Origin of the sequence: Bradyrhizobium sp. LjRoot220 (genome assembly GCF_964252915.1) — a bacterium.
Lineage (GTDB): Bacteria > Pseudomonadota > Alphaproteobacteria > Rhizobiales > Xanthobacteraceae > Bradyrhizobium.
In genome coordinates this window covers 753,427-778,098 of record NZ_CAXUPS020000002.1, presented here as the reverse complement: position 1 = coordinate 778,098, position 24,672 = coordinate 753,427, and the positions used below count along the sequence as shown (strand labels likewise).

Sequence of the window (24,672 nt, the reverse complement as noted above, 5' to 3'; positions counted from 1 at the left end):
TGGCCGCGAATAAGGCGGCCGCGACAGGAATATGTTAGCAGAGTAGCCGGCAATTCGTTGCCGGCGCATCATCCATCAACAACATTCATTTTCTATTCAGGTCTGCGTGACTAGGTTCCGGACCGCGCCGCTTGGCGGCCAAGAAACGGGAGACACCATGAAGTACCTTTTCGCAGCAGTTTTGGTCGCAGCGTCCTTTGCGAGTTTCAGCGCGGCCAACGCCGCGGGCGGCTGCGGCCCTGGCTGGCATCGCGGTCCGTATGGCGCATGCGTGGTCAATCGCGGCCGTGTTGTCGTGGTCCCCCCGCGCGTCGTGCGCCCGCCGGTCGTGGTGGTGCGGCCCGGCGGCCGCGTTTGCCCCTACGGCATGGTCTGGGCTTACGGACGCTGCCGCGTTCGGTAACATCGATCAGAACGGCAAAAAGGCCCCGCTCCGGCGGGGCTTTTTATTTGGCGGGACGACGTTGAACGTTGCGCCGTGTTCTGCAGACGAAGCGCGCCAGCAGGAGTGGCAAAGGCCACCCCTGCCCGGTTACGCCAAAAACCTCACCAGTAGCGTCGGCGCCAGAAGCGGCGACGGCGCCAGCGGCGGCGATGCCAGCCGTAATGCCTGCGGCGCCAGCCCCAACGACGACGGCCCCAGCCACGGCGACGGCCCCATCCGCGGCCACGGCCACGGCCCCAGCGCACATCCTCCGGCTTGAGCCGATCGACCTCATCGCCAGACGTGACGGCCGGTTGAGCATCGGGCTTGGCGGGGAGTTGACCGTCCGGGACCAGCGGCTGCGGCGTCAGCGGTGCGGCCTGTGCGCTGGCCGCGAGCGCGACACCACCTGCCGCGAATCCAAAGGCGAGTTTCAGAAAGTGCCGGCGCTCCATGATGTCTCCTCCTCCGCGATCGGTTGGATTGAGCAGCAGAGTTTCGGCGCGCCGAGATGAATGCTGGATGAATTGCGCGTTCAGGTTTGGCGTCTCCAATACACTGATGTCGTCCCTGCGAACGCAGGGACACGCCGCGTATGGCCGGATTTGCTGGCAGGAAGATCATCACCAGCGAGCAAAATTACTACCGACGGTGGCTATGGGTCCCTGCGTTCGCAGGGACGACGGGAAACCTATTTCCCGAACTCCTCCGCCAGCACCAGCACTTCGCGCGTGCGCGTCACGTCGGGCCAGTCGCGGTTGAAATCGGCGATCAGCCGGTCCATGTCGGGCGCCCTGGTCGCGCGATCGAGCGCGGCCTCGTCGGAGAACTGATACATCGCGTGATGCAGCGCGGGATCGCTGAGGCTCCAGTAGCGCCACGCCTTTTCGGCGCCGAACGATTTGACGGCATCGGGCAGATGTTCGCGCGAATACCAGGCGTCGAACGCCTGACGCTTGGAGGCATCGGTCACGGTGGCGCGGACGACGAACAGGGCTTTGGGCATTTCGGTTCCTCCCGATTGTTATTTTGAGATTGCGATCGCCGCCATGCGATCTCGCGAACTCTAGATAAACGGCAAGCGGGCGCAAGCCACATGCAGACGTCACAATGTCGTGGTGATATCGTTCTTTACACCGTCACTTGCGAGGTTCGTTCATGCCGTCCTGCCGCCTTCCAATTCTGCTCTTCGCGCTTGCGATGCTTGCATCCGCCACCCCCGCCGCGGCGCAAAGCGTGCCCTTGCCCCGCGAGGCGCAGATCGGCCCGCGCCCGTTCTATCTCGTCGACAAGATGAAGGACGGCCCGCTCAAGGAAAAGCTCAAGCAGTGCACCGGCCCGTTCCACAAGAGCGACTTCTCGATCGGCCACCGCGGCGCGGCGATGCAGTTTCCCGAGCACACCAGGGAATCCTATACCGCCGCGGCGCGCATGGGCGCCGGCATCATCGAATGCGACGTGACCTTCACCAGGGATCGCGAACTGGTCTGCCGGCATTCGCAATGCGATCTGCACACCACGACCAACATCCTGGCCGTGCCCGCACTCGCCGCCAAGTGTACGCAAGGTTTCAGCCCCACCGACCCGGCGAGCGGCAAGAAGGCGTCGGCCAAATGCTGCACCAGCGACATCACGCTCGCCGAATTCAAGACGCTGACCGCGAAGATGGACGGCTTCAATCCGGATGCCACCAACGTTGCGGACTACATCAACGGCACGCCGCGCTGGCGCAGCGATCTCTACGCCAATTCCGGCACGCTGGTGACGCATGACGAGAGCATCGCGCTGATCAAGAGTCTCGGCGCCAAGTTCACACCGGAATTGAAAGCACCGGAAGTGCCGATGCCGTTCGACGGCGACTACACCCAGGAAAAATATGCCGCGCAAATGCTCGCCGCCTACAAGGCCGCCGGCATTCCGGCGAGCGACGTGTTCGCACAGAGTTTTAACCTTGCCGACGTGCTGTTCTGGGTGAAGACCGAGCCGGCGTTTGGCGCGCAGGCAGTCTATCTCGAGGACCGCTACGAGAAACAGGGCCTCGATCCCGGCAAGCCCGAGACCTGGAAGCCTTCGATGGCCGAGCTGAAGGCCTCCGGCGTCAGAATCCTGGCGCCGCCGATCTGGACCATGCTGACGCTGAACGACAAAAAGGAAATCATCCCGTCCGAATACGCCAAGGCCGCGAAAGCTGCCGGCCTCGATTTGATCGGCTGGTCGCTGGAGCGCGACGGGCCGCTGAACAAGGGCGGCGGCTTCTATCATCGCTCCGTCAAGGCTGCCATCGACCGCGACGGCGATACGCTGACGGTGCTGGATGTGCTTGCAAAGCAGGTCGGCATCCGCGGCATGTTCTCGGACTGGCCGGCGACCACGACGTTCTATGCGAGTTGCATGGGGATGAAGTGAGGCAATCGCCGGAATCGTAGGGTGGGTTTCGGCGAAGCCGTAACCCACCGAAGCGATGCTCGGATCGATACCGCTCCCGTTACCCCACTTACATTTTAGGTCGCTGACAGCCTCCACGGCGCCGGGCGGGCTTCCCCGACAATCTCCACGCTCTTGCCCTCATTGGTTCTTGAGGCGGCGAGCGGCAACGTGACCCCGCTCACAGTGCCGCGCGGAGTGTCACCTAGGTAACAAGTTGAGACCGACACTCCTGCCACTACTCGGCGTGAGAAGGGAATGGTCTCTTCTCGAAAACAGGAGATTGAAATGACAAAGTTGCATGAACTGATTGACGCCGACTTGGATGCCGTCATCGGCGGCGCGGACCCGAACTACCATTTCTGCTGGAACGGACCAGCAGGTACTGGCGCCTATCCCCTAAACGTGTCCTGCGGCCCCACCTGGCAGGATATCTATCAAGGCTGGGCCGATCTCGGTCGGCGGTTGGGCGGCAAGGCATGAACTCCGAGGAGGCCGCCTCAGTTGGCGGCCTCTTTCAACCGCCAGCGTTGCGGGAAACCTTCCGCGCTCGTCGCGCCGTCCTTGCGTGCCCGAAGCGCAGGCAAGATGGCCGCCTGTAGGTTGTTCGCCTGCTTCCGCGTGGCCTCTGGCGTCTTCCCGGCCAGCAACGCCTTACAGATATCGTCTGCCGTCATCGGCCCTGACGCCTTCCGCAGCGTGTCTATGACGGCCCGGTAAAGCGTCCCGCGCTTGAACCACGGATTGCCGACATTGCGCCGCTTGGGAGCGATCAACCGGATATTCACGTCCGGGCTGAGCATCTTCATCACGGCCTCAACCTGGAATATCGCCACCGTAGCCGTTTGGTCTCGCGCTGGTTGGCGCTGAGCTTGCCGGCCAACTCGCTATGGAGTTGGCGGAGGGTATAGAGGGCTTGCTTGGTTAGTATCATGGCGTGGGGCATCCGCCAGAGATGGCGGCGGACCGTTCAAAGTCCTTGTGCCGTTTGCGCCATAACACCGCGCTAACCCACCCTAGGGCGCCTTGGGCGGACACCTCGGCCCCTGAACCTTCCGGCCGTTCACCCCGTCTAACCGACCATGCAGCTATTTCAACGCACCAAGCAAGCTGTTCGCGCAGCGGCCGACCGATTTGACGCATGGACCAGCCGACATCAAACGGCCCTCCGCACGCTTCGTCATGTGGCCTGCTTCGCCCTGATGCTCGGCGGCGTGGCGCACGCCTCCTATCATTCCGCTTTGGCGCAATCCGCGCAGGCGTCGTGCGGTGAGAAGTGTCTGACCATGCCGGGCTTCTACCTCCTCGCCGCAGCGGCCTGGGGCGGCGTGGCTGTGCTGACCGCATTGGCCTACGCCGCATTGCTCGACGCATTCAAACGCCAGCCTCCCCCGGATGGAGACATCCTCTGGATCGCAATGGGCTTCATCGTCGCACTGTTCAGCACGCTGTTTGGCGCGCACAGCTATGCCAAGGCCGAGTTCTTTTTCGCATGGTGCATCGGCGGCGCCGGCGTGGTGGATTTTTTCTGGTCAAGGCTTGCGCGCAGGCGATACGGGAATCATGGCACGGGCGTAGCCGTAGCTCCGTGGGGACGCTCCAGAGTTAACTGGTCGGTTTCGGTGGGTTAATCCAGCCGACCCCGCTTATTCGTCCTGCGCGTCAGCCAGTTTCATCGGTGCATCACCAACCACCCGCAGATCGATCCGGCTAATGAGATCCGAGCGGAGCAGTTCGGCGGCGCCAATGGCCTCCTCCGTCTGTCGCAAGGTGCTGACGTTCGAACCCAGCGAGACAATTCCGCCCAGTATCATGGCGATCGATCCGAGGGCTGCGACCTGACTGGCTGCTATCAGGCCGAGTACCGTCACGAGCAGCAACGCACCGCCGCCGGCAATGGCCGCCTTCGACGCCAGAATAAACTTCCGGCATCGCTCGGCGGCCTCGGAAAGCGCCGCGATCTGCGCTTCGATCCGTGAAATCTCGTCGGTCGGGTCGTATTCAGCCATCAGGTTCTAGATCGTAGGATGGGCGGAGCGACCTGTGTCCGCCGTAGCTCAAAGAGCGAAGGCGGAAGCGATACCCATCAATTGCAAGTGCCAGGGCGAAAGATGGTGGGTTACGCAACGCTAACCCACCCTACGAAGCTTCAACTCACAACGGCAAATTGTCGTGCTTCTTCGCCGGCATCTCGACCTTCTTGTCTTTCAGCATCGCCAGCGCCCGCGCGATCCGCTTCCTCGTCGAATGCGGCATGATGACGTCGTCGATATAGCCGCGCTCGGCGGCGATGAACGGCGACAGGAATCTGTCTTCATATTCCTTGGTTCGCGCCGTGATCTTGTCGGCGTCGCCAATGTCGCTGCGGAAGATGATTTCCACCGCCCCCTTGGCGCCCATCACGGCGATCTGGGCGGTCGGCCAGGCGTAGTTCATGTCGGCGCCGATTTCCTTGGACGCCATCACGTCGAACGCGCCGCCATAGGCCTTGCGCGTGATGATCGTCACCAGCGGCACCGTGCATTGCGAATAGGCGAACAGCAGTTTGGCGCCGTGCTTGATCAGGCCGCCATATTCCTGGCTCGTACCCGGCAGGAAGCCCGGCACGTCGACAAAGGTCACGATCGGGACGTTGAAGGCGTCGCAGAAGCGGACGAAGCGCGCGGCTTTTCGCGAGGCATCCGAGTCAAGCACCCCCGCCAGCACCATCGGCTGGTTGGCCACGAAGCCCACGGTGCGGCCGGCGATGCGACCGAAGCCGGTGACGATGTTCTTGGCGAACGTTTCCGAGATTTCGAAGAAGTCACCCTCGTCCACGACCTTCAGGATCAATTCCTTCATGTCATAGGGCTTGTTCGGATTGTCGGGGATCAAGGTATCGAGCGACATGTCGAGGCGTTCGATACTGTCAAAACTCGGCCATTCCGGCACGCCATCGGTGTTGTTGGACGGCAGGAAGTCGATCAGCCGGCGCATCTGCAGCAACGTCTCGACGTCGTTCTCGAAGGCACCATCCGCGATCGAGGAGCGCGTGGCGTGCACCGAGGCGCCGCCGAGTTCTTCGGCTGTGACCACCTCGTTGGTGACGGTCTTGACCACGTCGGGGCCGGTGACGAACATGTAGCTCGTGTTCTTCACCATGAAGATGAAGTCGGTCATCGCGGGCGAATAGACGTCGCCGCCGGCGCAAGGGCCCATGATGACGGAGATCTGCGGGATCACGCCCGAGGCGATGACGTTGCGGCGGAACACATAGGAATAGCCCGCGAGCGCCGCGACGCCTTCCTGGATCCGCGCGCCGCCGGCGTCATAGAGCCCGATGATCGGCGCCCTCGCCTTCATCGCCATGTCCTGGATTTTTACAATCTTCTGCGCGTGGGTCTCGGAGAGCGAGCCGCCGAACACCGTAAAATCCTTGGCGAAGACAAAGGTCTTGCGGCCGTTGACGGTGCCCCAGCCGGTGACGACGCCGTCCCCCGGTACTTTTGTCTTCTCCATGCCGAATTCGACGGAGCGGTGTTCGACGAACATGTCGAACTCCTCGAACGAGCCTTTGTCCAGCAGCAATTCGATGCGCTCGCGCGCGGTCAATTTTCCGCGAGCGTGCTGCGCCTCGATGCGCTTCTCGCCGCCGCCAAGCTTGGCGCCGGCGCGCCGCTCTTCGAGGGTGTCCAGGATGTCTTTCATGCTGCTTTCCGCCCCGTCATAGGTCCGAATTGGCCGGGGTTCTAACACGGCCTTTTGCGAACCGGAAACACCCCTCTATGCCCCCTGGCACCGCGCGGAAATGCACCTATATCCGCACCTCTGCACAGGGGATGCAATTGACGGATACCGCTACCGCCGAGCCTGCCGGGGCCGTTACCGGGGGCCTGCGAACGATGCTGCGGCTGGAAGGCCTGGCGCTGTTTTTGGGGATGACGCTGCTCTACTGGGTCTGGGAAGGATCGTGGTGGGTCTACGCCGCGCTGATTCTGGCGCCCGACCTCAGCTTCGCCGCCTACTTGTTTGGGCCGCGCTTCGGGGCGATGATCTACAACGCCGCCCACACCTACATGGTGCCGATGGCGCTGATGACGGTGGGATTTGCCACCGCCGAGCCCCTGGTGCTGTCGATCGCGATGATCTGGCTCGCCCATATCGGCTTCGACCGCGCGCTCGGCTACGGGCTGAAATATTCCACCGGATTTGGTTTTACCCATCTCGGCCGGATCGGGAAGAAATCGGCCACCACCTAAACCGGTTTGACAGGCAAAGCACTGCTTGGTCTAGTTGCCCCACAACGAAAAACACTGGGGGGCACACCGATGCTGACAGACTGGCGCTTCGCCGTCACGGCCGCGATCTTCTGCACCGGGACACTGCTGGCTTGCCTCGAGAGCAACGCGCAATCGATCCCGAAGGAAATCGCTGCGCGCACCGAAATCTACGCGATCCCGTCGCTGACGATTTCGGACCAGCAATTCCTGACCGGCGACACCAACGGCAAACAGGTCACCGTTGGCGGTGCATTCCGCATCGCGCAAGGCACCGGCAAATTACCCGTCGTGGTGCTGATGCACGGCTCGAGCGGCGTTGGCGCCGGCATGGATCCGTGGGTACGCCAGTTCAACAGCATGGGGATTTCGACCTTCGTGATCGACGGCTTCTCCGGCCGCGGCCTCACCGCCGTCGGCCCGAACCAGGGCCTGCTCGGCCGGCTCAATTTCATCGTCGACATCTATCGCTCGCTGGAGATTCTCGCCAGGCATCCGCGTGTCGATCCTGAACGGATCGCGCTGATGGGATTCTCGCGCGGTGGACAGGCCGCGCTCTACGCCAGCCTCGATCGTTTTCACAAGCAGTGGAACAAGTCCGGCGCGCAGTTCGCCGGCTACGTCTCGTTCTATCCGGACTGCTCGACAAGCTACGCCACCGACACCGAAATCGCGGCGCGCCCGATCCGGATCTATCACGGCACGCCCGACGATTATAATCCGGTCGCGAGCTGCAAGGCCTATCTGGCGCGGCTGCTGGAGGCCAAACGCGACGTGGTGCTGACCGAATACCCGGACTCCCAGCACGGCTTCGATTCCGGCCTGCTCGGCCTCAGCACGATTGCGGTCTCCACCAATTCGCAGACCGCGCGCAATTGCAAGCTCAGCGAGGGCGAAGGCGGCGTGCTTGTCAACGCCGATACGAAAGCGCCGTTCAGCTACAAGGATGCCTGCATCGAACTCAACCCGCATGTCGGCGGCAACCCCGTGACCGCCGCGGAAGCGCGCAAGGCGGTGAGTGATTTCTTAGCGGCACTGTTCAAGCTGGGCTAGCGCTGGTCGCCGGGGACTCCCTCGCAGCTCTCCGGCAAGGCGAGAAGTAAAGGAGAGCAAGCGGTGCTGCCGCCACTTCTCCCGGCGCGCTATTTCAAATGCAACAGCGCCCCGCCCCGGCCGGTGCTGGTTGTGCATGGTCGTGGACGCAGGAACTCTGGTCCGGCGCAACGGCGCAACCAGCCGAACCAATTGGACCCACGCGGCGCCTCCCGCGTTAGCTTCCCAACACGGAACCGAAATGGAGGCAAAACATGTCGAGATCCAAAATCGCACCGGCCGGGTTACTGCTGCTGGCATCTCTGTATCTTCCCGGCAGCAGCCAGGCCGCGCCAGCTTCACCCTTTGCCGGTATGGCCGGTTCATGGTCCGGCGGCGGCGTGCTGAGTACGAGCGACGGAGCACAGGAGCGACTGCGGTGCCGGGCCTCCTACGACGTCACCGGAAGCGGGGCCGAACTCCGCCTCAGTCTCCGATGCGCTAGCGAAAGCTATAATTTCGATCTGGCGAGCGACGTTCAATACCGGGGCGGCGCGATATCGGGGTCGTGGAGCGAAGCCAGCCGCAACGCCTCCGGGACCCTTTCCGGACGCGCTGCCGGCGACCGCATCGACGTTGCGGCGCGGGGTGAGAGCTTCTCCGCCAATCTGTCGCTGACGACGCGCGGCGGCCAACAGACCGTGTCGATCCGCCCGCAAGGAACCAACATCACCGACGTTTCGCTCGCGCTCAACCGGCGCTAGCCGGCGATAATCCTGGTTGACCGAGCGCAGCCGTCAGCTCGAGCGCGCCATTCCGGCGTCACGTGCGTCAGATCGCGACAATATCGGTAAGACATTGCTGCGTCACCGTCATGCGCGCGGCGATCTGGGCAGGCTCCTTGCAGTCCATGTTCATCGCGAACACGGTCTGCATGTTGCCTTTCTCGGCCCAGCCGACCATCCAGCCCAGCGACGGCTTGCCCTGCTCGGCGCCCAGCAGGCCGCTCTTGGCGCGGATCGTGGCGTCGCCAACCTTCGTCACCGTCAGGATGTCGCGCACCAGCTCCTGGCTGCGCTTGGACACCGGCAATACGCCGCGCCGCAGCCGGTCGACGAAATCGATCTGCTGGATCGGATCGATGCGCAGGTTTCCCGTCAGCCAGAACTGATCGATGCCGCCGCCGATATCGCGGTTGCCATAGTCGAACAGGTCGAGATATTTCTGCATCCGCTCGGCGCCGATGCGCCGGGCGATCTCCTGATAGACCGGTACCGCCGAGACCGCGATCGCCGAGCGCAGCGTGTGGTCCTTGTTCCACGGCTCTATGCTGCGGGTCACCCCGTCCCACTTGAAGATATCCTTGTCCGGATCCTCGACCACGCCGGTTTCCAGCGCGATCAGCGAATTCGGAATCTTGAAGGTGGAAGCCGGCAGCTTCGCTTCGCCGGAGCGGACCTTGTCGCTGGCGATCATCAGGTAATCATCGACCTTGTAGCCGATGAAGGTGCCGACCGTTCCGACATTGAAGAACCGCTTTGCGAGATCATCGCGAAACTCGCTGCGTTGATAGGAGACATTGGCGAAGCTGCGCGAAGGGTTAATGCTCGCGGCGGCAAGAAGTCCGAGCGTATGGCGTCGATTGATCACGGGGGATTTCCGAAACGATTGAGGAGAGCGGCGGAGGATGCGGTTGGCATCGTGGTAAAACGATGACAATGGAAATGCCAGATAGCGGATTTTTCCGATGCCGCCATCCTTCGAGACGCGGCTGCGCCGCTCCTCCAGCGATGAGCTTACGCTCACGCGGGAATGAGGTCTGGTGCTAGACCCTCATGGTGAGGAGCGCGTAGCGCGTCTCCGGACGATGCTACGCATCGCCGGGCGAATCACGAGGCCCGAACTGTAGCTACCTGATCCGCCCCGACAGCTGAAGCACGAAAATCAGCACTTCCGCGACCGCCTTGTAGAGCTCTTCCGGAATTTCGTCGCCGATCTCGACATGGGACAGCGCGCCCGCTAGCACTTCGTTTTGCTCGATCGGGATGTCGTGGGCTTTGGCGAGTTCGATGATCCTGGCGCCGATCGTGCCCTTGCCCTTGGCGACGACGCGCGGCGCCCCCTTCTTGTCGTAGTGCAGCGCGACCGCGAGTTGGCCTCTCGCTTCGACGTTCATAGCGCGCGATCCAGGAAGTGCCCGGCCTTGGCGGGGGCGGCCTGCGGCGGCGCGCCGTCGCGGATCACGATCTCGCCGGGCTGCAGTTCGGCTTTGGCGAGCGCCTGGCTCAATTCCGCAGCGCCGGCGCGCAGCTGCGCGGCGGTGGCGGGCCGCTCCGCCCACATCCGTACCGAGGTCTTTTCGCCGATCAGCGACACCAGCGCATGGATCGGTCCGGTCGGCTCGACATCGAGCGAAAACCGCGCGCGCCACACCTGCCTGGCGGCTTCGGCCTCGCTGGCGCTGCCGTCGCGGGCAATCTCGAACTGCGCCATCGCGGTGCCCTGCGGCGTCACGAACGGAATCTCGAAATTCCAGCGCGGCGTGGTCAGGTCGATCTTTGGCCCCGGCCCGTCGATGCGGTCCGGCAGCGAGGCGACCTGCAGCAGGGTTTGCCGTGCAATCGCGGCATCCGTGTCGTCGAGCAGATGATGCGCTGTGGTGGCGAGCGGCGCGTCCGGCGCGAGCGAGGGCGAAGCCACGGGCTGCGCCGTCGGCGACGCGCCGCGAAACGGCGGCGGCGGCGTATTGGTGTGAACGGTGATGTCGTCGCCGGGAGCACCTTTCGCCATGCCGGCGGCGCGCGCGGGATTGCCGAGCTCCTGCAGCGCTTCCTGCAACAGGTTCATGGTCGCGCCGGCGCTCGGTCCGGAATTGAGGGCTTGCGCGAGCGCACCGTGCAGGCCGCCGCGCGATTGAACGGTGTCCGGAGCGACCGGTAGCCGCGCCTGCGGCAGCAGGATTTCCTGGACGTCGGGTTCGCCGGCCGCAGGCGGCACGAGGCCAGGCGCGAGATTCGATAACCCCGCCTGCGTCGGCATCGGCATCGGCTTCGCCGCCGTCGTTCCATCCGCGCCGAGCGCCGATTGCAGCGTCTGGCGCAGCACGATCAGCGCGGCCTTGAGATCGGGCACGCCAGACGACGGCACCGAGCCCGCGGCCAGCGACGCCTCGAGGAAAATCCCGGATTTCTGGAACGCGTTCTTGATGTCGCCGCCATCGAGGTTCTGGTCGAGGCTGGTCTGCTGCGCCAGCACCTGCGCGATCGCCTGCTGCAATTTCGGCGGCAGGCTGCCGGAGGCCGCCGCAGCACCGAGATTGGCGAACAAAGGCGCGAGGCTGTCCTGCTCGGTCGCCGCACTCTGCGCCGCAACCGACACCGCCGCACGTTCGGGGGGCGTCAGCACGTTCGTCAAAGCATTCTTGGACGCGACAATCGTCGGGCGGTTGGCCGCGGCGCCGACCAGCGCTTCGGGCGACAGGGTAACAGCATCGCCGGATGTACCATTCGCGTCGCCGCCCTGCCCGACCATCGCAAGGCGGATGCCGTCCTTGGTCTGCGACACCGCCAGCTGCAGCGTCTGGCCCGCCTGCAGCGGGACTTCCGAGAGCACGTCGATCGAGAGTGCTGCGATCGCGATCCGCACCAGATTGGCGTCGAGAACCTTCAGGACCTGCGCATTGACCACGCTGCCCGGCGCCAGCAGGAGTTCGGGCGCAACGCCGCCTGCCGCTTTCGCGGCCAGCACCGGAAGCACGGTATTGTTGATCGGGATCGCCATATCAGGTCTCGGCCAGAGCACGAGGCTACCCCGGCGTCGTAAACCTCTCGTTAACCGACCAACCGATTCAGGGCTTCATGGCTTTCAAAATGGTCACCGCGGCGGTGAAATCGACCAACCGGGCTGCCCTCCGGGCCGCGACTTCCTCGTCGATGCCCCATTTCTCGATGTTCCAGTCCTCATCGACGTGCGCGGCGGCCCAGACCTCGTCGGCGTTGTGCACGCCATGATACAGCGCCAGCGCCAGCAGCGCCGAGCCGGTCAGCGTCGTCACCACATGCAGCGCCGCGATCGACCAGGGGTCATCGGGAAACACCGCGCGCGCCGCCTTGATCGCGGGCTCCGGCTGGGCGACATGCACGATCCCCTCGGCCAACATGAAATGGGCGCCGAGTTCTTCTGCCGCCCAGAACACCACCGGGTCCCAATGCGCGGCTTCCCTGGCGACCAGCGCCTCGGGATGGCCGGCGCGATAGAACAATAAATCGGTGCCGAGATATTTCGCGACGTCGTCGGCAACTACGTCGACACGATCGACCACCGCTTCGCCGACGCTGTTGGCAAAGCGCGTCAGCGGCATGGTCAGGGGATTGATGGTCTCGACCTGCGCATTCCATTCCGCCGCGATCGCGTCGGCGATCTCGCGATTGGGGGCGACGACATGGCGGCCGGAGGGCGTGCGGATCGGCCGGCCGTCGAGCGTGACGGCAAAACCGCCATCGGCCTCGGCGATGCCGGCACTGGTGTAAAACCGCTTGCGCCGCGGCACGCGGGTCGCGCGTCGCACCGCTTCTTCCGGGTCGTAAGGCGACTGTCCGGCAACTTCATCGAATAATTCACGCATGCGCGCGTTATAGCGCTTTTGGGTGAAATAGACACCGGTTGAGGTGAGAAAACGCGCCAATCGGAGCTGTACGCAAGGCTTTCGCTCGGCCTCGTTTGCCGTCAAAATAGGTCTGGTGAAACCGGAAAAGGGCCCGAGAGCCGTGAAATTCCTCGTTGCGATCCTGATACTCGTGGCCGGCCTCGCCGCCTCGCCCGCGCAAGCCGGGTTCCGCACGCCGGAATCGCTGGTCCGCAATGTCTACGCCTATTACGGCAAGGGTTCCTCGGACCTCTCGAAGGGTTTGCCGCGCAGCGCCGAGATCGCGGAGCAGTTTTTCGACCGGAATTTGCGAAGCGCATGGATTGCCCCACGCGCGGCGCCTTACGATTTCCTGGTGCAGGGCCCGACCTGGAAAATCGGTCCGGTCACGACCAAGATCCTGCGCACGGAATTCGACAAGACCTATGTCACCGCCACCTTCGACAATAACGGCAAAGCCGTTTCGCTGAACTTCATCGCCGTCAAAGGCCCCGACGGCTGGGTGATCTCGGACATCGAAAGCGCGCACGATTCCCTGCGGCTGTTTCTCGCGCAGTTCAAGCGCTGAGAGCGTTCACGGCTTGCGATAGATCACCTGCCCCGCACGAATGGTGTAGGCGACTTTCGCAAGATTGCCGACGTCGGCCATGGGATCGCCGTCGAGGACGACGAGATCGGCGTCAAACCCCGTTTCTACCTTACCCTTCCTCGCAGCCTTGAAAAAAGCTGCCGGATTGGTCGTCAGCGAGGCAAGCACCTGCCGTTCCGACAGCGCACGGTGCATCAGTTCGTATTCGAGCGATGTGTCATAGACATTGGTAAAGCCGACATCGGTCCCAAACAGGACGACGCCGCCGTTCTCCGAAAAAGCTTTGAGCTGGCTAACGCCGGAATCGACCAACCGGGCAGCAAGGCCGCCGGGTGCGGTGCTCCAGAGCGAGAGCGTCGGAATCAGCGCAACCCCTTGCAATTTGAAGCGCGCGAGTTGCTCGGACGTAAAGCCGGGCTCCCGGGGTACGGTGTGGGCGAGCACGTCGACTCCAGCTGCGATCACCACTTCCACACCCGTTCTGTTTTGTGGGTGCGCAAACACCGGCTTGCCCTGGGCGTGCGCCACATCGACTGCTGCCTTTGCCGTCGCCGCATCCATATTGACTACGGGCTTCTCCCCCATGAACGCGCCGACGAACAGCTTGATACCGTCCATGCCCATTCCGAGCGCTTCGCGCGCGGATTTATCGGCTTCGTCTGGCGTGCCGATTTGCGGAAGCTCCACGTCGGCTGGCAGATACACGGGATGCCCCCCTTTGGGGTAGAAGTTGCCGGCGAGAAGAATGTTCGGCCCCGGAATTTCGCCCGAATTGACACGACGGCGGAGCGGCAAGGAGTCAGTCGGATCAGATCCAAGATTCCAGACCGTAGTGAATCCCCACCGCGTCAGCATGTTCTGCATCGATTCCGTCAACGACACGGCCGGCGCGCTGGCTGCTTTGGCCCACATCGCCTGCGTGAAATGAACGTGGCTGTTCCAGAAGCCGGCAACAATGGTCTTGCCGGCGCAATCAACGACGCGCGCGCCTTGCGGGATTTGCAGTTCGCTGCGGCCACCGATCGCGGTGATGACACCGTCAGTCGCGACAACCACTGCATCAACGAGCGGCGCAGCGTCGGGCGATGCGTGGACCCTGCCACCCACCAGCGCGAGTGTTTCCGCCGTGGCTGGCGCGCCGAAGCAGGCGGCCTGCCCCAGAAGAAAACAGAAAAACGCAGCGCGGAGCCAAGTGCCGGTCATAGGCCGATCCCCTGTTCACGATGGCAGCCTGGTGCCAAACAAACCGGACCGGGCGATAACTGATTAACACGCCCTCGATTTGACCGCTGTTCCGCTCCCGGAAAATTGATGGGTGGCGCATTGAGGGATCGAGCGCGCTACTCCTCCGGCGCGTTCTCGATCGGATCGAACCGGTCGTGCTCGAGCCCGAGCAGGTTCCAGGACTGCAGCATATGCGGCGGCAGCGGCGCGCTTGCGTCGATCACGCCGCCGCGCGGATGCGGGATCACGATCCGGCGCGCCAGGAGATGCAGGCGGTTCTGGATGCCGCCTGGCAGGTCCCAGTTTTCCTTGTTGAAGTATTTGGGATCGCCGACGATGGCGTGACCGATATGCGCCATATGCGCGCGCAGCTGATGGGTTCGCCCCGTCACCGGCTTCAACGATACCCAGGCTAGCTTCTGCGCCGAGGTCTCGACCACCGCATAGTAAGTCACGGCGTGGCTTGCGCCTTCATCGCCATGCTTGGCGATCCGCATGATGGTGTCGTCTTCGCTCTCTTCCTTGGCCAGATAGGTCGAGATGCGGCCCTGCTTCGGCTTCGGCACACCTGCGACCATCGCCCAGTAAATCTTTCGCGCGGAACGGTGGCGGAACGAGCCGGTCAGCGCGGTGGCGGCAAAGCGCGTTTTCGCAATCAAGAGACAGCCCGAGGTTTCCCGGTCCAGCCGGTGCACCAGCCGCGGCTTCTGCCCCTTGGCGTCGCGCATCACTTCCAGCATATCGTCGACGTTGCGCGTGATGCCGGAGCCGCCCTGCACCGCCAGGCCTGCGGGCTTGTTCAGCACCATGACGTCGGCGTCCTCGTACAGGATCATGTCCTTGAGTGCCCGCAGCGTCTTGGTTGCGGCTTCGGAGAGAGTCCCGCCTCCCACCTTCGGCGTATCGAGCTTGAGCGGCGGAATCCGGATGCTCTGCCCCTCCTCGATCCGGTCCTTGCTGTCGGCGCGCTTGCCGTTGACGCGCAGCTCGCCTTTGCGAACGATGCGCTGGATATGGGAAAACGACAGGCCCGGGAAACGCGCCTCGAGAAAACGATCGACGCGCATGTTGTTCTCGTCCGCGGTCACGACCACGGTCTGGACCGTGGTCGGCAACGGTGGCGGCTCGGCGACGATCTTCTCAGGCTCGGGAATGTAAGGCGCCGGTTTGGGCGCGCGGGGCGCTGACGCCGCAAAGCGCGCCGGCGGCTTGCCGCCCGGGCGCTGCGCCGGCCGCTCGGCTTTCGAGCCTCGATAGGGGCGCGCGCCTTTCGGGCGGTCGCCCGCCGGGCGGAGAGGTTTTTTGACGCGACGGCTCATGATGGCTAGCGGCTCCGGATGAGGCCGTTAGGTAGCCCAAATGCAGCGAATCGTCACGGTTAAATCAGGCTGTTCCGCGGGTATTCGGCCGATTTGGTGTAATTGGTGTCGAGATCGGCCATGCTGACTCGGACGTATAACAAGGGAAATGGGAGTACGGGATGAAACCGACGACATGGGCCATGAATGCGTTATTGGCCGTGATTGCTGCGATGTGGGCGGGCGCAGCCCCCGCGCAGCAGCCTCCGATGTCCGAGGATCTGGCGTGGAAGCTTCTGGAACTGGGACGCACCATCGATCCGCCCAAGACCGCCGCGCTTTACGCACCGATGCAGCAAAAGGAGCCCTACGAGGGCGTCAACGCCGGGCGCGACGTCAAATACGGCCCGGCCGAGCGCCATCTGCTCGACGTCTTCATGCCGGCGACGAATTCATCGGCGCGGCCGGTGCTGATCTATATTCATGGCGGCGGTTTTGTTGCCGGCAACAAGCGCAATCCCGGCAGTCCGTTTTACGACAACATCATGCTGTGGGCGGTGAAGAACGGTTTTGTCGGCGTCAACGCCACCTACCGGCTGGCGCCGCAATTCGTTTATCCGGCCAGCGCCGAAGACCTTGCCTCGGTCGTGCAATGGGTCACCGAGAAAATCCGCGAGCGCGGCGGCGACCCGGCGCGCATCTTCCTGATGGGACAATCCGCCGGCGCTGTGCACGTTGCCAACTACGTGTCGCATCCCGAGCTTCACAAGGTGAAAGGCGGCGGCCTCGCCGGCGCGATCATGCTATCGGGCCTTTACGACCTGACGGCCTCGCCGGTCGGCGACGCCGAGATCATCTATTTCGGCTCGGATCCCTCGCGCTATGCCGAACGATCTTCGCTGCGAGGCCTGCTGGAGACAAAAATCCCGCTGATGATGACGGCCGCCGAGCTCGACCCGCCCCGCTTCATCGAGCAATACGAACTGGTGAAACAGGCCACCTGCAAGCGCGCCAGCGGCTGCGCGCGCACTTTCATGCTGCCCCAGCACAACCACATGTCCGAGGTCTACGCGATCAACACCGCGGATACGCGGCTGACCGACGAGATTCTGGAATTTGTGAAGACGGGAAAGTAGCGCCACTCATTTGCACTGCGCGTCATTTCTCAACTTGTTGAGATCGACGGCCGCATTGCTGGATGGACGCTGCTTCATCGCCACGTCTGCCGCCGCGCAGGCGGCGTCGCGGTCGCCATTCTGCAGGCGGGCGTGGGCGAGATTGATCCAGGCGTCGCCAAAGTCCGGCGTGTCCTTGACCGCCTGTTCCAGCACCGGCTGCGCCTCCTTCGGCCGCTTCGCGACCAGAAGCACGCGGCCGTAGTCTGCATTCAGCATCTTCAGCGGGTTGGGCTGCTTCTGCGCGATCCGGAACAGCTCTTCGGCGAAGTCGATATCCTTGAAGCGTATTTGGGCGATCGCCGCCAGGCCGTGATAGACGACGCTCTGTTCGGGGGCCACGAGAAACGCCTGATTGAATCTCAGTGCGGCTTCGGGGTATTTGCCCGATCCAAGCGCCCGCCAACCACGCTTGACAACTTCGTCCAGGGCCTTCTCCCGCGTGCCGGCCGCCTGCACCAGCGCCTTTACAAACTTGTCGTCCTCTTCCCGTTGCGCGTCGGTCTTGTCGGCGAAGCCGAAGAACGGCTGTTCTTTGGTCGGCGCAGCATACGTACGCTTCGTCACCTGCACACCCGGTGCAACTTCCACGGTGTCCGCCAACGCGCAATGCGCAAATCCCATTGCAAGAAGCGCGAATGCGAAAGAGAAGAAGCCACGGCACTTTCGACCAATCATTCAGCACTTCCCCCACCGCGCTCGCGTCGCAGCTTCGCCCAATAATCCAGCCGCTTGCGGATTTCGCGCTCGAAGCCGCGGTCCGGCGGATCGTAAAATGTCTGGCGACCCAGTGCTTCCGGGAAATAGTCCTGGCCCGAGAACGCATCGGGCGCGTCGTGGTCGTATGCGTACCCGGAGCCGTAGCCTTCCGACTTCATCAGCTTGGTCGGCGAGTTGAGGATGTGCTTTGGCGGCAGCAGCGAACCGCCCTCCTTTGCCGCCCGCATCGCGGCGCCAAAGGCCTTGTAGGCGGCGTTCGATTTCGGTGCGGTGGCGAGATAGATCACGGCCTGCGCGATCGCCAGTTCGCCCTCGGGATGGCCGAGAAAATCATAGGCGTCCTTGGCGGCGTTGCAGATCACCAGCGCCTGCGGATCGGCAAGGCCAATGTCCTCGACCGCCATGCGCACCACCCGCCGCGCCAGGAACAGCGGGTCTTCACCGGCGTCCATCATTCGCGCGAGATAATACAGCGCCGCATCCGGATCGGAGCCACGCACCGCCTTATGCAGCGCCGAGATCAGGTTGTAATGGCCGTCGGCCGACTTGTCGTAGATCGGCGCGCGGCGCTGCAGGATCTCCTGCAACTGCGCGGCGTTGAAGGTTTCGTCCTTGCGCGCGGCGCGCCAGACCTCCTCGGCCAGCGTCAGCGCGGCGCGGCCGTCGCCATCGGCCATCCGCACCAGCACGGCGCGAGCCTCGGCATCGAGCGGCAGCTTTTTGCCTTCGATCTTTTCGGCATGAGCATAGAGCTTCTCGACCGCGGCCGCGTCGAGCGAATGAAACACCAGCACGCGGGCCCGCGACAGTAGCGCCGCGTTGAGTTCGAACGACGGATTTTCCGTGGTGGCGCCGACCAGCACCACGGTGCCGTCTTCCATCACGGGCAGAAACGAATCCTGCTGCGCGCGGTTGAAGCGATGCACCTCGTCGACGAACAGCAACGTGCCCTTGCCGGTCTCGCGGCGGGCACGCGCCGCGTCGAACACTTTCTTCAGGTCGGCAACGCCGGAGAACACCGCGGAGATCTGCTCGAAATGCAGCTCGGTGGCGTCCGCGAGCAGCCGCGCCACCGTGGTCTTGCCGGTGCCGGGCGGCCCCCAGAACACCAGCGAGCCCAGCGTGCGCGTTTCCAGCATCCGTGTCAGCGCGCCATCGGGACCGAGGATGTGATCCTGGCCGACGACATCGCCTAGCGACTGCGGACGCAGCCGGTCCGGCAGCGGCCGCGGCGCGTCCTGCTCCATCCCTGCCGCGGCAAAGAGGTTGGTTGCCTCGCGCGGTTGTTTCGGGCTCATCCGCCGAGCGTCACGTTGATCTGCTGGCCGCCGCGCACCACCCTGATGCGCCAGATCCGCGACTGACTTTTTGAGGCCTTGTCGAGATCGCTGGTCTTGGCGATCTTCTGGTTGTTGACTGCCTGAATGATGTCCCCCTTCTGGAAGCCGACGCTGGCGGCGGCTCCGCCGTCGGCAAGATCGATCACGACGACGCCCTCGGCCGAAGCGTCGAGACGCAGTTCGTCGGCCACCGCCGGAGAGATGTTAGCGACCTTCGCGCCCTGGAACGGCGAGCCGGGCGCGGTCAGCACGATCTCATCGCGATTGGTATCGGGAGCGGTTTCCAGTGGCACCGCCAGCTTCACGGTCTTGCCGGCACGCTGCACGTCGATCTGGGCTGAACCACCCAACGGACGGGTGGCGAAGCGGTAGTCGAACGCGTTGGGATCGTCGATCACCTGTCCATCGATGCCCACGATCAGGTCGGACAGTTTGAGGCCGGCACGCGCTGCCGGACCGTTCGGCGCGACATTGGCGACCAACGCGCCGGTCGGCAACTTGAGCCCCAGCGTCTCCGCGATCTCCGGCGTCACCGCCTGCAACCTGGCGCCGAGATACGGGCGCTTCACCGCCTTGCCGCCGCTCTTGGCGGAGGCAACGACCACGCGCACCATGTTGGCAGGTATGGCAAAGCCGATGCCCTGCGAACCACCGGAGCGCGAGAAGATCGCGGTGTTGATGCCCGCAAGCTTGCCGGTCATGTCGACCAGCGCGCCACCGGAATTGCCGGGGTTGATCGCGGCATCGGTCTGGATGAAGAACTGATAGTCGGTGATGCCGACTTGGGTGCGCGCCAGCGCCGAGATGATGCCTTGCGTCACGGTCTGGCCGACACCAAAGGGATTGCCGATCGCGAGCACGACGTCGCCGACCAGCACTTCGTCGGAATTGGCAAAGTCGAGCGTCGCGAATTTCTCCCTGGAGTCCTTGATGCGCAGCACCGCCAGATCGGTGCGACTGTCCTTGAGCACGATCTCGGCCTCGAATTCGCGCTTGTCCGCCAGCGATATCTTGACCTGATCGGCGCCTTCGATGACGTGGTTGTTGGTGACGACGAGACCGGAGGCATCGACCATCACGCCCGAACCCAGCGAACGCTGCATCTGCTCCGGCTGCTGGCCGGGCACGCCGAAGAAGCGGCGGAAGATCGGATCGTCCAGCAGCGGGTTGCGGTTCTGCACGGTCTTGGCGGCATAGACGTTGACCACCGCCGGCTGCACCCGCTGCACGATCGGCGCAAACGATAGCCGAAGTTCCGCCGCCGACGACGGCACGCGGCGCTCCTGCGCCAGCGCCGGTGTGGCAACGACGGCGGAAACCAGCAGCAGGGTAACGTAACGAATCAACGTCATGCGAAAATCCCGGAAATTGTGGCCTCAGATATAGATGCGCAGCGGCAACGAGAGAAGACAAAGCAGTACTGAACTACGCCGCGCGATCGGGCGCTTCGATGGTTTCGGGCGCAGGTCCACAGGACAGCTGGTCCCGATGGCTCTCCCCCCAGGCCTTCAGCGTATCGATCACGGGACGCAGGCTCTCGCCGATCTCCGAGAGGGTATATTCGACCCGCGGCGGCACTTCGGCATAGACCTTGCGGATCACCAGTTTGTCATCCTCCAGCGCGCGCAGCTGCTTGGTCAGCATGCGCTGGGTAATGCCGGGCATCCGCCGCCGCAACTCCCCAAATCGCTGGGTGCCGGCTTGGAGGTGGAACAGGATCACGCCCTTCCACTTGCCGTCGATCAGATCGAGGGTCGCCTCGACCGCGCAGCCGGGCCGATGGGCAAAATTCCGCCTTTTCATGCGTTATTTTCCAATAGTATCCAAACAGGGACTAGCTCCCCGATTTTACAGTACTTGCCAAATTGACGCCAGCGCGACAGGTAGGCTGATCGCTTCGAACAGGAGACCTCAGCCATGAAGGCCGTCGGATACCAAAAATCGCTCCCGATCGAGGACGCGAATTCGCTGATCGATTTCGAGACCGCCAAGGGCGAGCCGAAAGGCCGCGACATCCGCGTCGCCGTAAAGGCGATCTCGGCCAATCCGGTCGATTACAAGGTCCGCAAGCGCGCCGCGCCGCCAGCGGGCGAAACCAAGATTTTGGGTTATGACGCGGCCGGCGTCGTCGATGCGGTCGGTCCGGACGTCACGCTGTTCAAACCGGGCGATGAAGTGTTTTACGCCGGCTCGATCCTGCGCCAGGGCACCAACTCGGAATTTCACCTCGTCGATGAGCGCATCGTCGGCCACAAGCCGAAGTCGCTGTCATTCGCGCAGGCCGCCGCACTTCCCCTCACCTCGATCACCGCCTGGGAATTGCTGTTCGACCGCCTCGGCGCGGTGCCGGGCAAGAGCGTCGACCCGCGCACGCTGATGATCACTGGCGGCGCCGGTGGCGTCGGCTCGATCCTGATCCAGCTCGCCCGCCGCCTCACTGGCCTTACGGTGGTTGCGACCGCGACCCGGCCGGAATCGAAAAAATGGTGCCTCGATCTCGGCGCGCATGCGGTGATCGATCACAGCAAACCGATGAAGGAGCAGATCGAGCAATTGAAAGTGCCGCCGGTCGCGCTCGTCGCCAGCCTCACCTACACCGATCAGCATTACAAGCCGATCGCAGAATTGATGGCGCCGCAGGGCAAGTTCGGCCTGATCGACGATCCCCCGGAGTTCACCATGAGCGCCTTCAAGGGTAAGGCAATCTCGGTGCATTGGGAATCGATGTTCACGCGCTCGTCGTTCCAGACGCCGGACATGATCGCGCAGCACATGCTGCTCAATGACGTCGCCGACCTCCTCGACAAGGGCGTGCTGCGCACTACGCTGGACCAGACCTTTGGCACCATCAACGCCGCCAACCTCAAGCGCGCCCATGCGCTGCTGGAGTCGGGTAAATCGCGCGGTAAGATCGTGCTGGAAGGGTGGTAGCGGGCCAACAATTGGGTTGATCGGGGCCCCGATTCAAGGGACGCTCCCTGATCGATCCGGGACGGCTGTCGCCGAAGACCCCGGCGCGAATTGCCGGGGTTACGGAAGACAGGAGTACTTGTTCGACATGATACGGATGTTTCTATTGGCCGCGATTGCGTCGGCCTGCGTCGCCGGTTCGTCTTCGATCGCCGCCGCCCAAGGCACCAACCAAGGCACCTACCCCGAAAAATCCTTGCAATTGATCGTGCCCTTCCCGCCGGGTGGAGCTTCCGACGTGATCGGCCGCATCGCCGCGGGCGAACTGGAGGCGCGCCTCGGCAAGCCTGTGATCGTTCTCAACCGCCCCGGCGGAGGCACGGTGATCGCCGCCAAGGAGGCCGCGAACGCGGCGCCCGATGGCTACACCCTGTTCTGGAGCTCCAATTCGACCTTCACCTTGCAGCACGCGGTCAAGGAAAATGTGCCGTTTGACAGCGCCAGGGATTTCGAGCCGATCGGTCAGCTCGGCACGCTGACCATGGTGCTGGTCACCCATCGCGACAACCCGATCAAGGACGTCGCGACCCTGGTGGCGGCCGCGAAGGCCAAACCCGACAAGCTGTCGCTGGCGTCCTTTGGCGTCGCGACCATCTCGCATTTTGCCGGGGAGATGTTCAAATCCAGTGCCGGCATCAAGATGGTGCACCTGCCCTACAAGGGCAGCGCCCCGGCGATGAACGACCTGATCGGCAAGCATATCGAGTATCACGTCGATACCGTGATCGCCGTCAGGCCGCAGCTCGAAGCCGGCACCGTTCGCCCGCTCGCCGTGTTCTCCGCCAAGCGCTCGTCGTTCATGCCCGATGTTCCGACGCTCGCCGAACTCGGCTATCCCAAGATCGACCTCGTCTCTTGGGGCACCCTCGTTGCGCCGAAGGCAATCCCGCCGGCCATTCGCGACCGGCTGGCCGCGGTGCTGGAAGAGGCCATCGCGAGTCCCGCGGTCATCGAGCGCTTCCAGAAGGTCGGGTTCGACCCCGCCTTCAAACGCTATCCGGACTGGCCGGGCTACATTGCCAAGGAAACCGCGGAAATGAAGGAACTGGCTCGCGCCGCAGGCATCAAGGAAGAGTGATGACTGAGCCTTGCGACCTGACCGCGGTAGCGGCGCGGGCGTTGATCGGCGAACGCGCGCTTTCGCCGGTCGAATTGCTGGATAGTTGCATTCGACGCATCGAGGCGATCGATCCCGCGGTGAATGCCGTCATCGCGCGCGCGTTCGAGTCTGCGCGCGAAACGGCGCGGGGAAGCGAAGCTGCAGTCATGCGCGGCGACGCGCTCGGCCCGCTGCACGGGCTGCCGCTAGGGGTCAAGGACCTGATCGACGCCAAGGGACTGCCGACGAGTTTCGGCAGCGTGCTGTTCGCCGACAATATCGCCAAGGACGACGAAGCCATCGTCGCGATGCTCAGGCGCGCCGGAGCGATCGTCGTCGGCAAGACCAACGTCCCCGAATGGGGCGCGGGCGGCAACACCCGCAACGCACTGCACGGCGCGACGGGCAATCCCTTCGACCCCGATCGATCCGCGGCCGGCTCATCCGGCGGATCGGCGGTGGCGCTTGCCACCGGCATGGTGCCGCTGGCGACCGGCTCCGATACCGGCGGATCGGTACGCAATCCCGCCGCCTTTTGCGGCGTGGTGGGATTCCGCCCCTCGCCCGGCTTGATTGCGAGCAACAGCCGCAACATGGCCTGGCTGCAAATCTCGCAGCTCGGGCCGATGGCACGCACGGTTTCGGACGCGTGCCTGATGCTGTCCTGCATGCTGGACCGTGACGCGCGGGATCCGCTTTCCGCGATCCTTCACGCCGGCGGTTCGCCTGCGCCCGCTGCCTATCGCGATCCACCGGCGACCAACCTTGGCGCTCTACGAATTGCGGCAACCACGGACTTCGGCTTCGCGCCGACGGAGCGCGCGATCGCCGAAACCTTCAGGACCAGGCTTGCGGCCTTCGGATCGGCGTTCCGCAGTGTCGAATGGACTCATCCGGATTGCAGCAATGCCGACGAGGTGTTCGCTGTCCTGCGTGCGGTTGCCTTCCTCGGCCGTCATCGCGAGCTTGCGGAAAAACATCCAGACAAGGTCGGTCCCAACATTCGCGACAACGTGGCGGAGGGCCTCGGCTATTCGGCGCTGGACGTCGCGCGGGCCCTGTCGATGCAGACCGAGATGTATCGGCGCTGGCAGAGTTTCTTCGGCGAGCACGATTTTGTTCTCGCGCCTGCGATCACGATCAGCCCGCGGCCGTGGTCGGAACTATACCCTGCCGTGATCGACGGCGTCCCGACAAAATCCTATTTCCACTGGCTGGCGATGGCCTATGCGGTCACCAATGTCGGGCATCCCGTGGTGGCGATACCGGCGGGGCGCGATGGCGCCGGAATGCCGTTCGGCATCCAAGTGATCGGGCCGCGAGGCGGCGATCTCGCAACACTGTCGGTGGCGCGCGAGATCGAGGCGCTGCTGTCAGCCAATCCGGAAACGGCTCGTCCCGTTCCCGATCTCGCCTGGCTGGCTCGCCAGAAGCCGATTGCCGGCAAGCCGGGATTCCGCGATTTCGACTGACAAT

General features: G+C 63.7%; 27 protein-coding genes. 12 read left to right on the top strand and 15 right to left on the bottom strand.

Translation table 11 applies throughout. From position 1 onward, the window contains the following. The first annotated feature begins 157 nt into the window (after positions 1–157). Positions 158–403: a GCG_CRPN prefix-to-repeats domain-containing protein gene (locus ACSQ84_RS12320; protein ID WP_436211914.1), complete on the top strand. Its 246-nt coding sequence runs from the start codon at positions 158–160 to the stop codon at positions 401–403. A gap of 143 nt (positions 404–546) precedes the next feature. On the opposite strand, the gene ACSQ84_RS12315 is transcribed toward ACSQ84_RS12320, so the two are convergent. Then, complete coding sequence (locus tag ACSQ84_RS12315; protein ID WP_436211913.1) at positions 547–978, bottom strand: twin-arginine translocation signal domain-containing protein; 432 nt, start codon at positions 976–978, stop codon at positions 547–549. A 137-nt stretch (positions 979–1,115) separates the two neighbouring features. Further along, positions 1,116–1,430, bottom strand: coding sequence for a hypothetical protein (locus ACSQ84_RS12310; RefSeq protein WP_436211912.1), 315 nt, complete (start codon positions 1,428–1,430; stop codon positions 1,116–1,118). Positions 1,431–1,624: 194 nt separating this feature from the next. Here ACSQ84_RS12310 and ACSQ84_RS12305 point away from each other — a divergent pair, with 194 nt between their 5' ends. Then, positions 1,625–2,830, top strand: coding sequence for a glycerophosphodiester phosphodiesterase family protein (locus ACSQ84_RS12305; RefSeq protein WP_436211911.1), 1,206 nt, complete (start codon positions 1,625–1,627; stop codon positions 2,828–2,830). A gap of 306 nt (positions 2,831–3,136) precedes the next feature. Then, on the top strand, positions 3,137–3,331 hold the full coding sequence (locus ACSQ84_RS12300; protein WP_436211910.1) for a hypothetical protein: 195 nt from the start codon (positions 3,137–3,139) through the stop codon (positions 3,329–3,331). A gap of 17 nt (positions 3,332–3,348) precedes the next feature. Here ACSQ84_RS12300 and ACSQ84_RS12295 read toward each other — a convergent pair whose 3' ends face one another. Next, the gene (locus ACSQ84_RS12295; protein ID WP_436211909.1) at positions 3,349–3,657 is read right to left on the bottom strand and encodes a hypothetical protein; all 309 of its coding nucleotides are present in this window, start codon (positions 3,655–3,657) and stop codon (positions 3,349–3,351) included. Between the two features lie 273 nt (positions 3,658–3,930). On the opposite strand from ACSQ84_RS12295, the gene ACSQ84_RS12290 reads away from it, so the two are divergent. After that, complete coding sequence (locus tag ACSQ84_RS12290) at positions 3,931–4,479, top strand: hypothetical protein (protein WP_436211908.1); 549 nt, start codon at positions 3,931–3,933, stop codon at positions 4,477–4,479. Between the two features lie 15 nt (positions 4,480–4,494). On the opposite strand, the gene ACSQ84_RS12285 is transcribed toward ACSQ84_RS12290, so the two are convergent. Together ACSQ84_RS12285 and ACSQ84_RS12280 are read right to left on the bottom strand one after the other, a co-directional pair. Continuing rightward, a complete protein-coding gene (locus ACSQ84_RS12285; protein WP_436211907.1) occupies positions 4,495–4,857 on the bottom strand; it encodes a hypothetical protein in 363 nt (120 codons plus the stop codon). A 145-nt stretch (positions 4,858–5,002) separates the two neighbouring features. Continuing rightward, positions 5,003–6,535 (bottom strand): acyl-CoA carboxylase subunit beta, encoded by a 1,533-nt coding sequence (locus tag ACSQ84_RS12280; protein WP_436211906.1) that lies wholly within the window; start codon positions 6,533–6,535, stop codon positions 5,003–5,005. A gap of 194 nt (positions 6,536–6,729) precedes the next feature. Between ACSQ84_RS12280 and ACSQ84_RS12275 the strand changes: the two genes are divergently transcribed. The 3 genes from ACSQ84_RS12275 (at position 6,730) to ACSQ84_RS12265 (ending at position 8,900) form a co-directional block, all read left to right on the top strand. Then, positions 6,730–7,086 carry a DUF4260 domain-containing protein gene (locus ACSQ84_RS12275; RefSeq protein WP_436212276.1) on the top strand — a complete coding sequence of 119 codons (357 nt, stop codon included), beginning with the start codon at positions 6,730–6,732 and terminating at the stop codon, positions 7,084–7,086. Positions 7,087–7,155: 69 nt separating this feature from the next. After that, positions 7,156–8,157 carry a dienelactone hydrolase family protein gene (locus ACSQ84_RS12270; RefSeq protein ID WP_436211905.1) on the top strand — a complete coding sequence of 334 codons (1,002 nt, stop codon included), beginning with the start codon at positions 7,156–7,158 and terminating at the stop codon, positions 8,155–8,157. Between the two features lie 254 nt (positions 8,158–8,411). Next, complete coding sequence (locus tag ACSQ84_RS12265) at positions 8,412–8,900, top strand: hypothetical protein (RefSeq protein WP_436211904.1); 489 nt, start codon at positions 8,412–8,414, stop codon at positions 8,898–8,900. Positions 8,901–8,967: 67 nt separating this feature from the next. On the opposite strand, the gene blaOXA is transcribed toward ACSQ84_RS12265, so the two are convergent. The 4 genes from blaOXA to ACSQ84_RS12245 all read right to left on the bottom strand — a co-directional run bounded on the left by blaOXA (position 8,968) and on the right by ACSQ84_RS12245 (position 12,760). Further along, positions 8,968–9,786, bottom strand: coding sequence for a class D beta-lactamase (gene blaOXA, locus ACSQ84_RS12260; protein ID WP_436211903.1), 819 nt, complete (start codon positions 9,784–9,786; stop codon positions 8,968–8,970). Positions 9,787–10,045: 259 nt separating this feature from the next. Continuing rightward, a complete protein-coding gene (locus ACSQ84_RS12255; RefSeq protein ID WP_436211902.1) occupies positions 10,046–10,312 on the bottom strand; it encodes an EscU/YscU/HrcU family type III secretion system export apparatus switch protein in 267 nt (88 codons plus the stop codon). Beyond that, positions 10,309–11,916: a flagellar hook-length control protein FliK gene (gene fliK, locus ACSQ84_RS12250; RefSeq protein WP_436211901.1), complete on the bottom strand. Its 1,608-nt coding sequence runs from the start codon at positions 11,914–11,916 to the stop codon at positions 10,309–10,311. The genes ACSQ84_RS12255 and fliK overlap by 4 nt, the downstream gene beginning before the upstream one ends. Before the next feature lie 67 nt (positions 11,917–11,983). Then, positions 11,984–12,760 carry an ATP12 family chaperone protein gene (locus ACSQ84_RS12245; protein WP_436211900.1) on the bottom strand — a complete coding sequence of 259 codons (777 nt, stop codon included), beginning with the start codon at positions 12,758–12,760 and terminating at the stop codon, positions 11,984–11,986. A 142-nt stretch (positions 12,761–12,902) separates the two neighbouring features. On the opposite strand from ACSQ84_RS12245, the gene ACSQ84_RS12240 reads away from it, so the two are divergent. After that, complete coding sequence (locus tag ACSQ84_RS12240; protein WP_436211899.1) at positions 12,903–13,349, top strand: hypothetical protein; 447 nt, start codon at positions 12,903–12,905, stop codon at positions 13,347–13,349. Between the two features lie 6 nt (positions 13,350–13,355). Here the strand turns inward: ACSQ84_RS12240 and ACSQ84_RS12235 are convergent, their stop codons facing one another. Next, entirely contained in the window at positions 13,356–14,573 is a 1,218-nt protein-coding gene (locus tag ACSQ84_RS12235; RefSeq protein WP_436211898.1) for an amidohydrolase family protein, read from the bottom strand. 137 nt (positions 14,574–14,710) lie between these two features. Next, on the bottom strand, positions 14,711–15,913 hold the full coding sequence (locus ACSQ84_RS12230) for an RluA family pseudouridine synthase (RefSeq protein WP_436211897.1): 1,203 nt from the start codon (positions 15,911–15,913) through the stop codon (positions 14,711–14,713). Positions 15,914–16,074: 161 nt separating this feature from the next. Here ACSQ84_RS12230 and ACSQ84_RS12225 point away from each other — a divergent pair, with 161 nt between their 5' ends. Next, positions 16,075–17,028, top strand: coding sequence for an alpha/beta hydrolase (locus tag ACSQ84_RS12225; protein WP_436211896.1), 954 nt, complete (start codon positions 16,075–16,077; stop codon positions 17,026–17,028). Between the two features lie 6 nt (positions 17,029–17,034). Here ACSQ84_RS12225 and ACSQ84_RS12220 read toward each other — a convergent pair whose 3' ends face one another. From ACSQ84_RS12220 to ACSQ84_RS12205, 4 genes are all read right to left on the bottom strand, one after another. Beyond that, a complete protein-coding gene (locus ACSQ84_RS12220; RefSeq protein ID WP_436211895.1) occupies positions 17,035–17,670 on the bottom strand; it encodes a tetratricopeptide repeat protein in 636 nt (211 codons plus the stop codon). A 71-nt stretch (positions 17,671–17,741) separates the two neighbouring features. Continuing rightward, positions 17,742–19,085 (bottom strand): replication-associated recombination protein A, encoded by a 1,344-nt coding sequence (locus ACSQ84_RS12215; RefSeq protein ID WP_436211894.1) that lies wholly within the window; start codon positions 19,083–19,085, stop codon positions 17,742–17,744. After that, a complete protein-coding gene (locus tag ACSQ84_RS12210; RefSeq protein WP_436211893.1) occupies positions 19,082–20,479 on the bottom strand; it encodes a DegQ family serine endoprotease in 1,398 nt (465 codons plus the stop codon). The genes ACSQ84_RS12215 and ACSQ84_RS12210 overlap by 4 nt, the downstream gene beginning before the upstream one ends. A gap of 73 nt (positions 20,480–20,552) precedes the next feature. After that, positions 20,553–20,930, bottom strand: a complete 378-nt coding sequence (locus ACSQ84_RS12205; RefSeq protein ID WP_436211892.1) for a winged helix-turn-helix transcriptional regulator — start codon at positions 20,928–20,930, stop codon at positions 20,553–20,555. 114 nt (positions 20,931–21,044) lie between these two features. Here ACSQ84_RS12205 and ACSQ84_RS12200 point away from each other — a divergent pair, with 114 nt between their 5' ends. The 3 genes from ACSQ84_RS12200 to ACSQ84_RS12190 all read left to right on the top strand — a co-directional run bounded on the left by ACSQ84_RS12200 (position 21,045) and on the right by ACSQ84_RS12190 (position 24,668). Next, positions 21,045–22,058, top strand: a complete 1,014-nt coding sequence (locus ACSQ84_RS12200; RefSeq protein ID WP_436211891.1) for a zinc-binding alcohol dehydrogenase family protein — start codon at positions 21,045–21,047, stop codon at positions 22,056–22,058. Between the two features lie 127 nt (positions 22,059–22,185). Beyond that, positions 22,186–23,175: a Bug family tripartite tricarboxylate transporter substrate binding protein gene (locus ACSQ84_RS12195; RefSeq protein ID WP_436211890.1), complete on the top strand. Its 990-nt coding sequence runs from the start codon at positions 22,186–22,188 to the stop codon at positions 23,173–23,175. Next, positions 23,175–24,668: an amidase gene (locus ACSQ84_RS12190; RefSeq protein WP_436211889.1), complete on the top strand. Its 1,494-nt coding sequence runs from the start codon at positions 23,175–23,177 to the stop codon at positions 24,666–24,668. The genes ACSQ84_RS12195 and ACSQ84_RS12190 overlap by 1 nt, the downstream gene beginning before the upstream one ends. Positions 24,669–24,672 lie beyond the last annotated feature (4 nt).

Excerpts from the sequence above, each read along its gene's own strand:
- ACSQ84_RS12320 (WP_436211914.1), top strand. The coding sequence starts at position 158 with ATGAAGTACCTTTTCGCAGCAGTTTTGGTCGCAGCGTCCTTTGCGAGT.
- ACSQ84_RS12310 (WP_436211912.1), bottom strand. The coding sequence starts at position 1,430 with ATGCCCAAAGCCCTGTTCGTCGTCCGCGCCACCGTGACCGATGCCTCC.
- ACSQ84_RS12305 (WP_436211911.1), top strand. The coding sequence starts at position 1,625 with ATGCTTGCATCCGCCACCCCCGCCGCGGCGCAAAGCGTGCCCTTGCCC.
- ACSQ84_RS12300 (WP_436211910.1), top strand. The coding sequence starts at position 3,137 with ATGACAAAGTTGCATGAACTGATTGACGCCGACTTGGATGCCGTCATC.
- ACSQ84_RS12295 (WP_436211909.1), bottom strand. The coding sequence starts at position 3,657 with ATGAAGATGCTCAGCCCGGACGTGAATATCCGGTTGATCGCTCCCAAG.
- ACSQ84_RS12290 (WP_436211908.1), top strand. The coding sequence starts at position 3,931 with ATGCAGCTATTTCAACGCACCAAGCAAGCTGTTCGCGCAGCGGCCGAC.
- ACSQ84_RS12285 (WP_436211907.1), bottom strand. The coding sequence starts at position 4,857 with ATGGCTGAATACGACCCGACCGACGAGATTTCACGGATCGAAGCGCAG.
- ACSQ84_RS12280 (WP_436211906.1), bottom strand. The coding sequence starts at position 6,535 with ATGAAAGACATCCTGGACACCCTCGAAGAGCGGCGCGCCGGCGCCAAG.
- ACSQ84_RS12275 (WP_436212276.1), top strand. The coding sequence starts at position 6,730 with ATGCTGCGGCTGGAAGGCCTGGCGCTGTTTTTGGGGATGACGCTGCTC.
- ACSQ84_RS12270 (WP_436211905.1), top strand. The coding sequence starts at position 7,156 with ATGCTGACAGACTGGCGCTTCGCCGTCACGGCCGCGATCTTCTGCACC.
- ACSQ84_RS12265 (WP_436211904.1), top strand. The coding sequence starts at position 8,412 with ATGTCGAGATCCAAAATCGCACCGGCCGGGTTACTGCTGCTGGCATCT.
- ACSQ84_RS12255 (WP_436211902.1), bottom strand. The coding sequence starts at position 10,312 with ATGAACGTCGAAGCGAGAGGCCAACTCGCGGTCGCGCTGCACTACGAC.
- fliK (WP_436211901.1), bottom strand. The coding sequence starts at position 11,916 with ATGGCGATCCCGATCAACAATACCGTGCTTCCGGTGCTGGCCGCGAAA.
- ACSQ84_RS12245 (WP_436211900.1), bottom strand. The coding sequence starts at position 12,760 with ATGCGTGAATTATTCGATGAAGTTGCCGGACAGTCGCCTTACGACCCG.
- ACSQ84_RS12235 (WP_436211898.1), bottom strand. The coding sequence starts at position 14,573 with ATGACCGGCACTTGGCTCCGCGCTGCGTTTTTCTGTTTTCTTCTGGGG.
- ACSQ84_RS12230 (WP_436211897.1), bottom strand. The coding sequence starts at position 15,913 with ATGAGCCGTCGCGTCAAAAAACCTCTCCGCCCGGCGGGCGACCGCCCG.
- ACSQ84_RS12225 (WP_436211896.1), top strand. The coding sequence starts at position 16,075 with ATGAAACCGACGACATGGGCCATGAATGCGTTATTGGCCGTGATTGCT.
- ACSQ84_RS12215 (WP_436211894.1), bottom strand. The coding sequence starts at position 19,085 with ATGAGCCCGAAACAACCGCGCGAGGCAACCAACCTCTTTGCCGCGGCA.
- ACSQ84_RS12210 (WP_436211893.1), bottom strand. The coding sequence starts at position 20,479 with ATGACGTTGATTCGTTACGTTACCCTGCTGCTGGTTTCCGCCGTCGTT.
- ACSQ84_RS12205 (WP_436211892.1), bottom strand. The coding sequence starts at position 20,930 with ATGAAAAGGCGGAATTTTGCCCATCGGCCCGGCTGCGCGGTCGAGGCG.
- ACSQ84_RS12200 (WP_436211891.1), top strand. The coding sequence starts at position 21,045 with ATGAAGGCCGTCGGATACCAAAAATCGCTCCCGATCGAGGACGCGAAT.
- ACSQ84_RS12195 (WP_436211890.1), top strand. The coding sequence starts at position 22,186 with ATGATACGGATGTTTCTATTGGCCGCGATTGCGTCGGCCTGCGTCGCC.
- ACSQ84_RS12190 (WP_436211889.1), top strand. The coding sequence starts at position 23,175 with ATGACTGAGCCTTGCGACCTGACCGCGGTAGCGGCGCGGGCGTTGATC.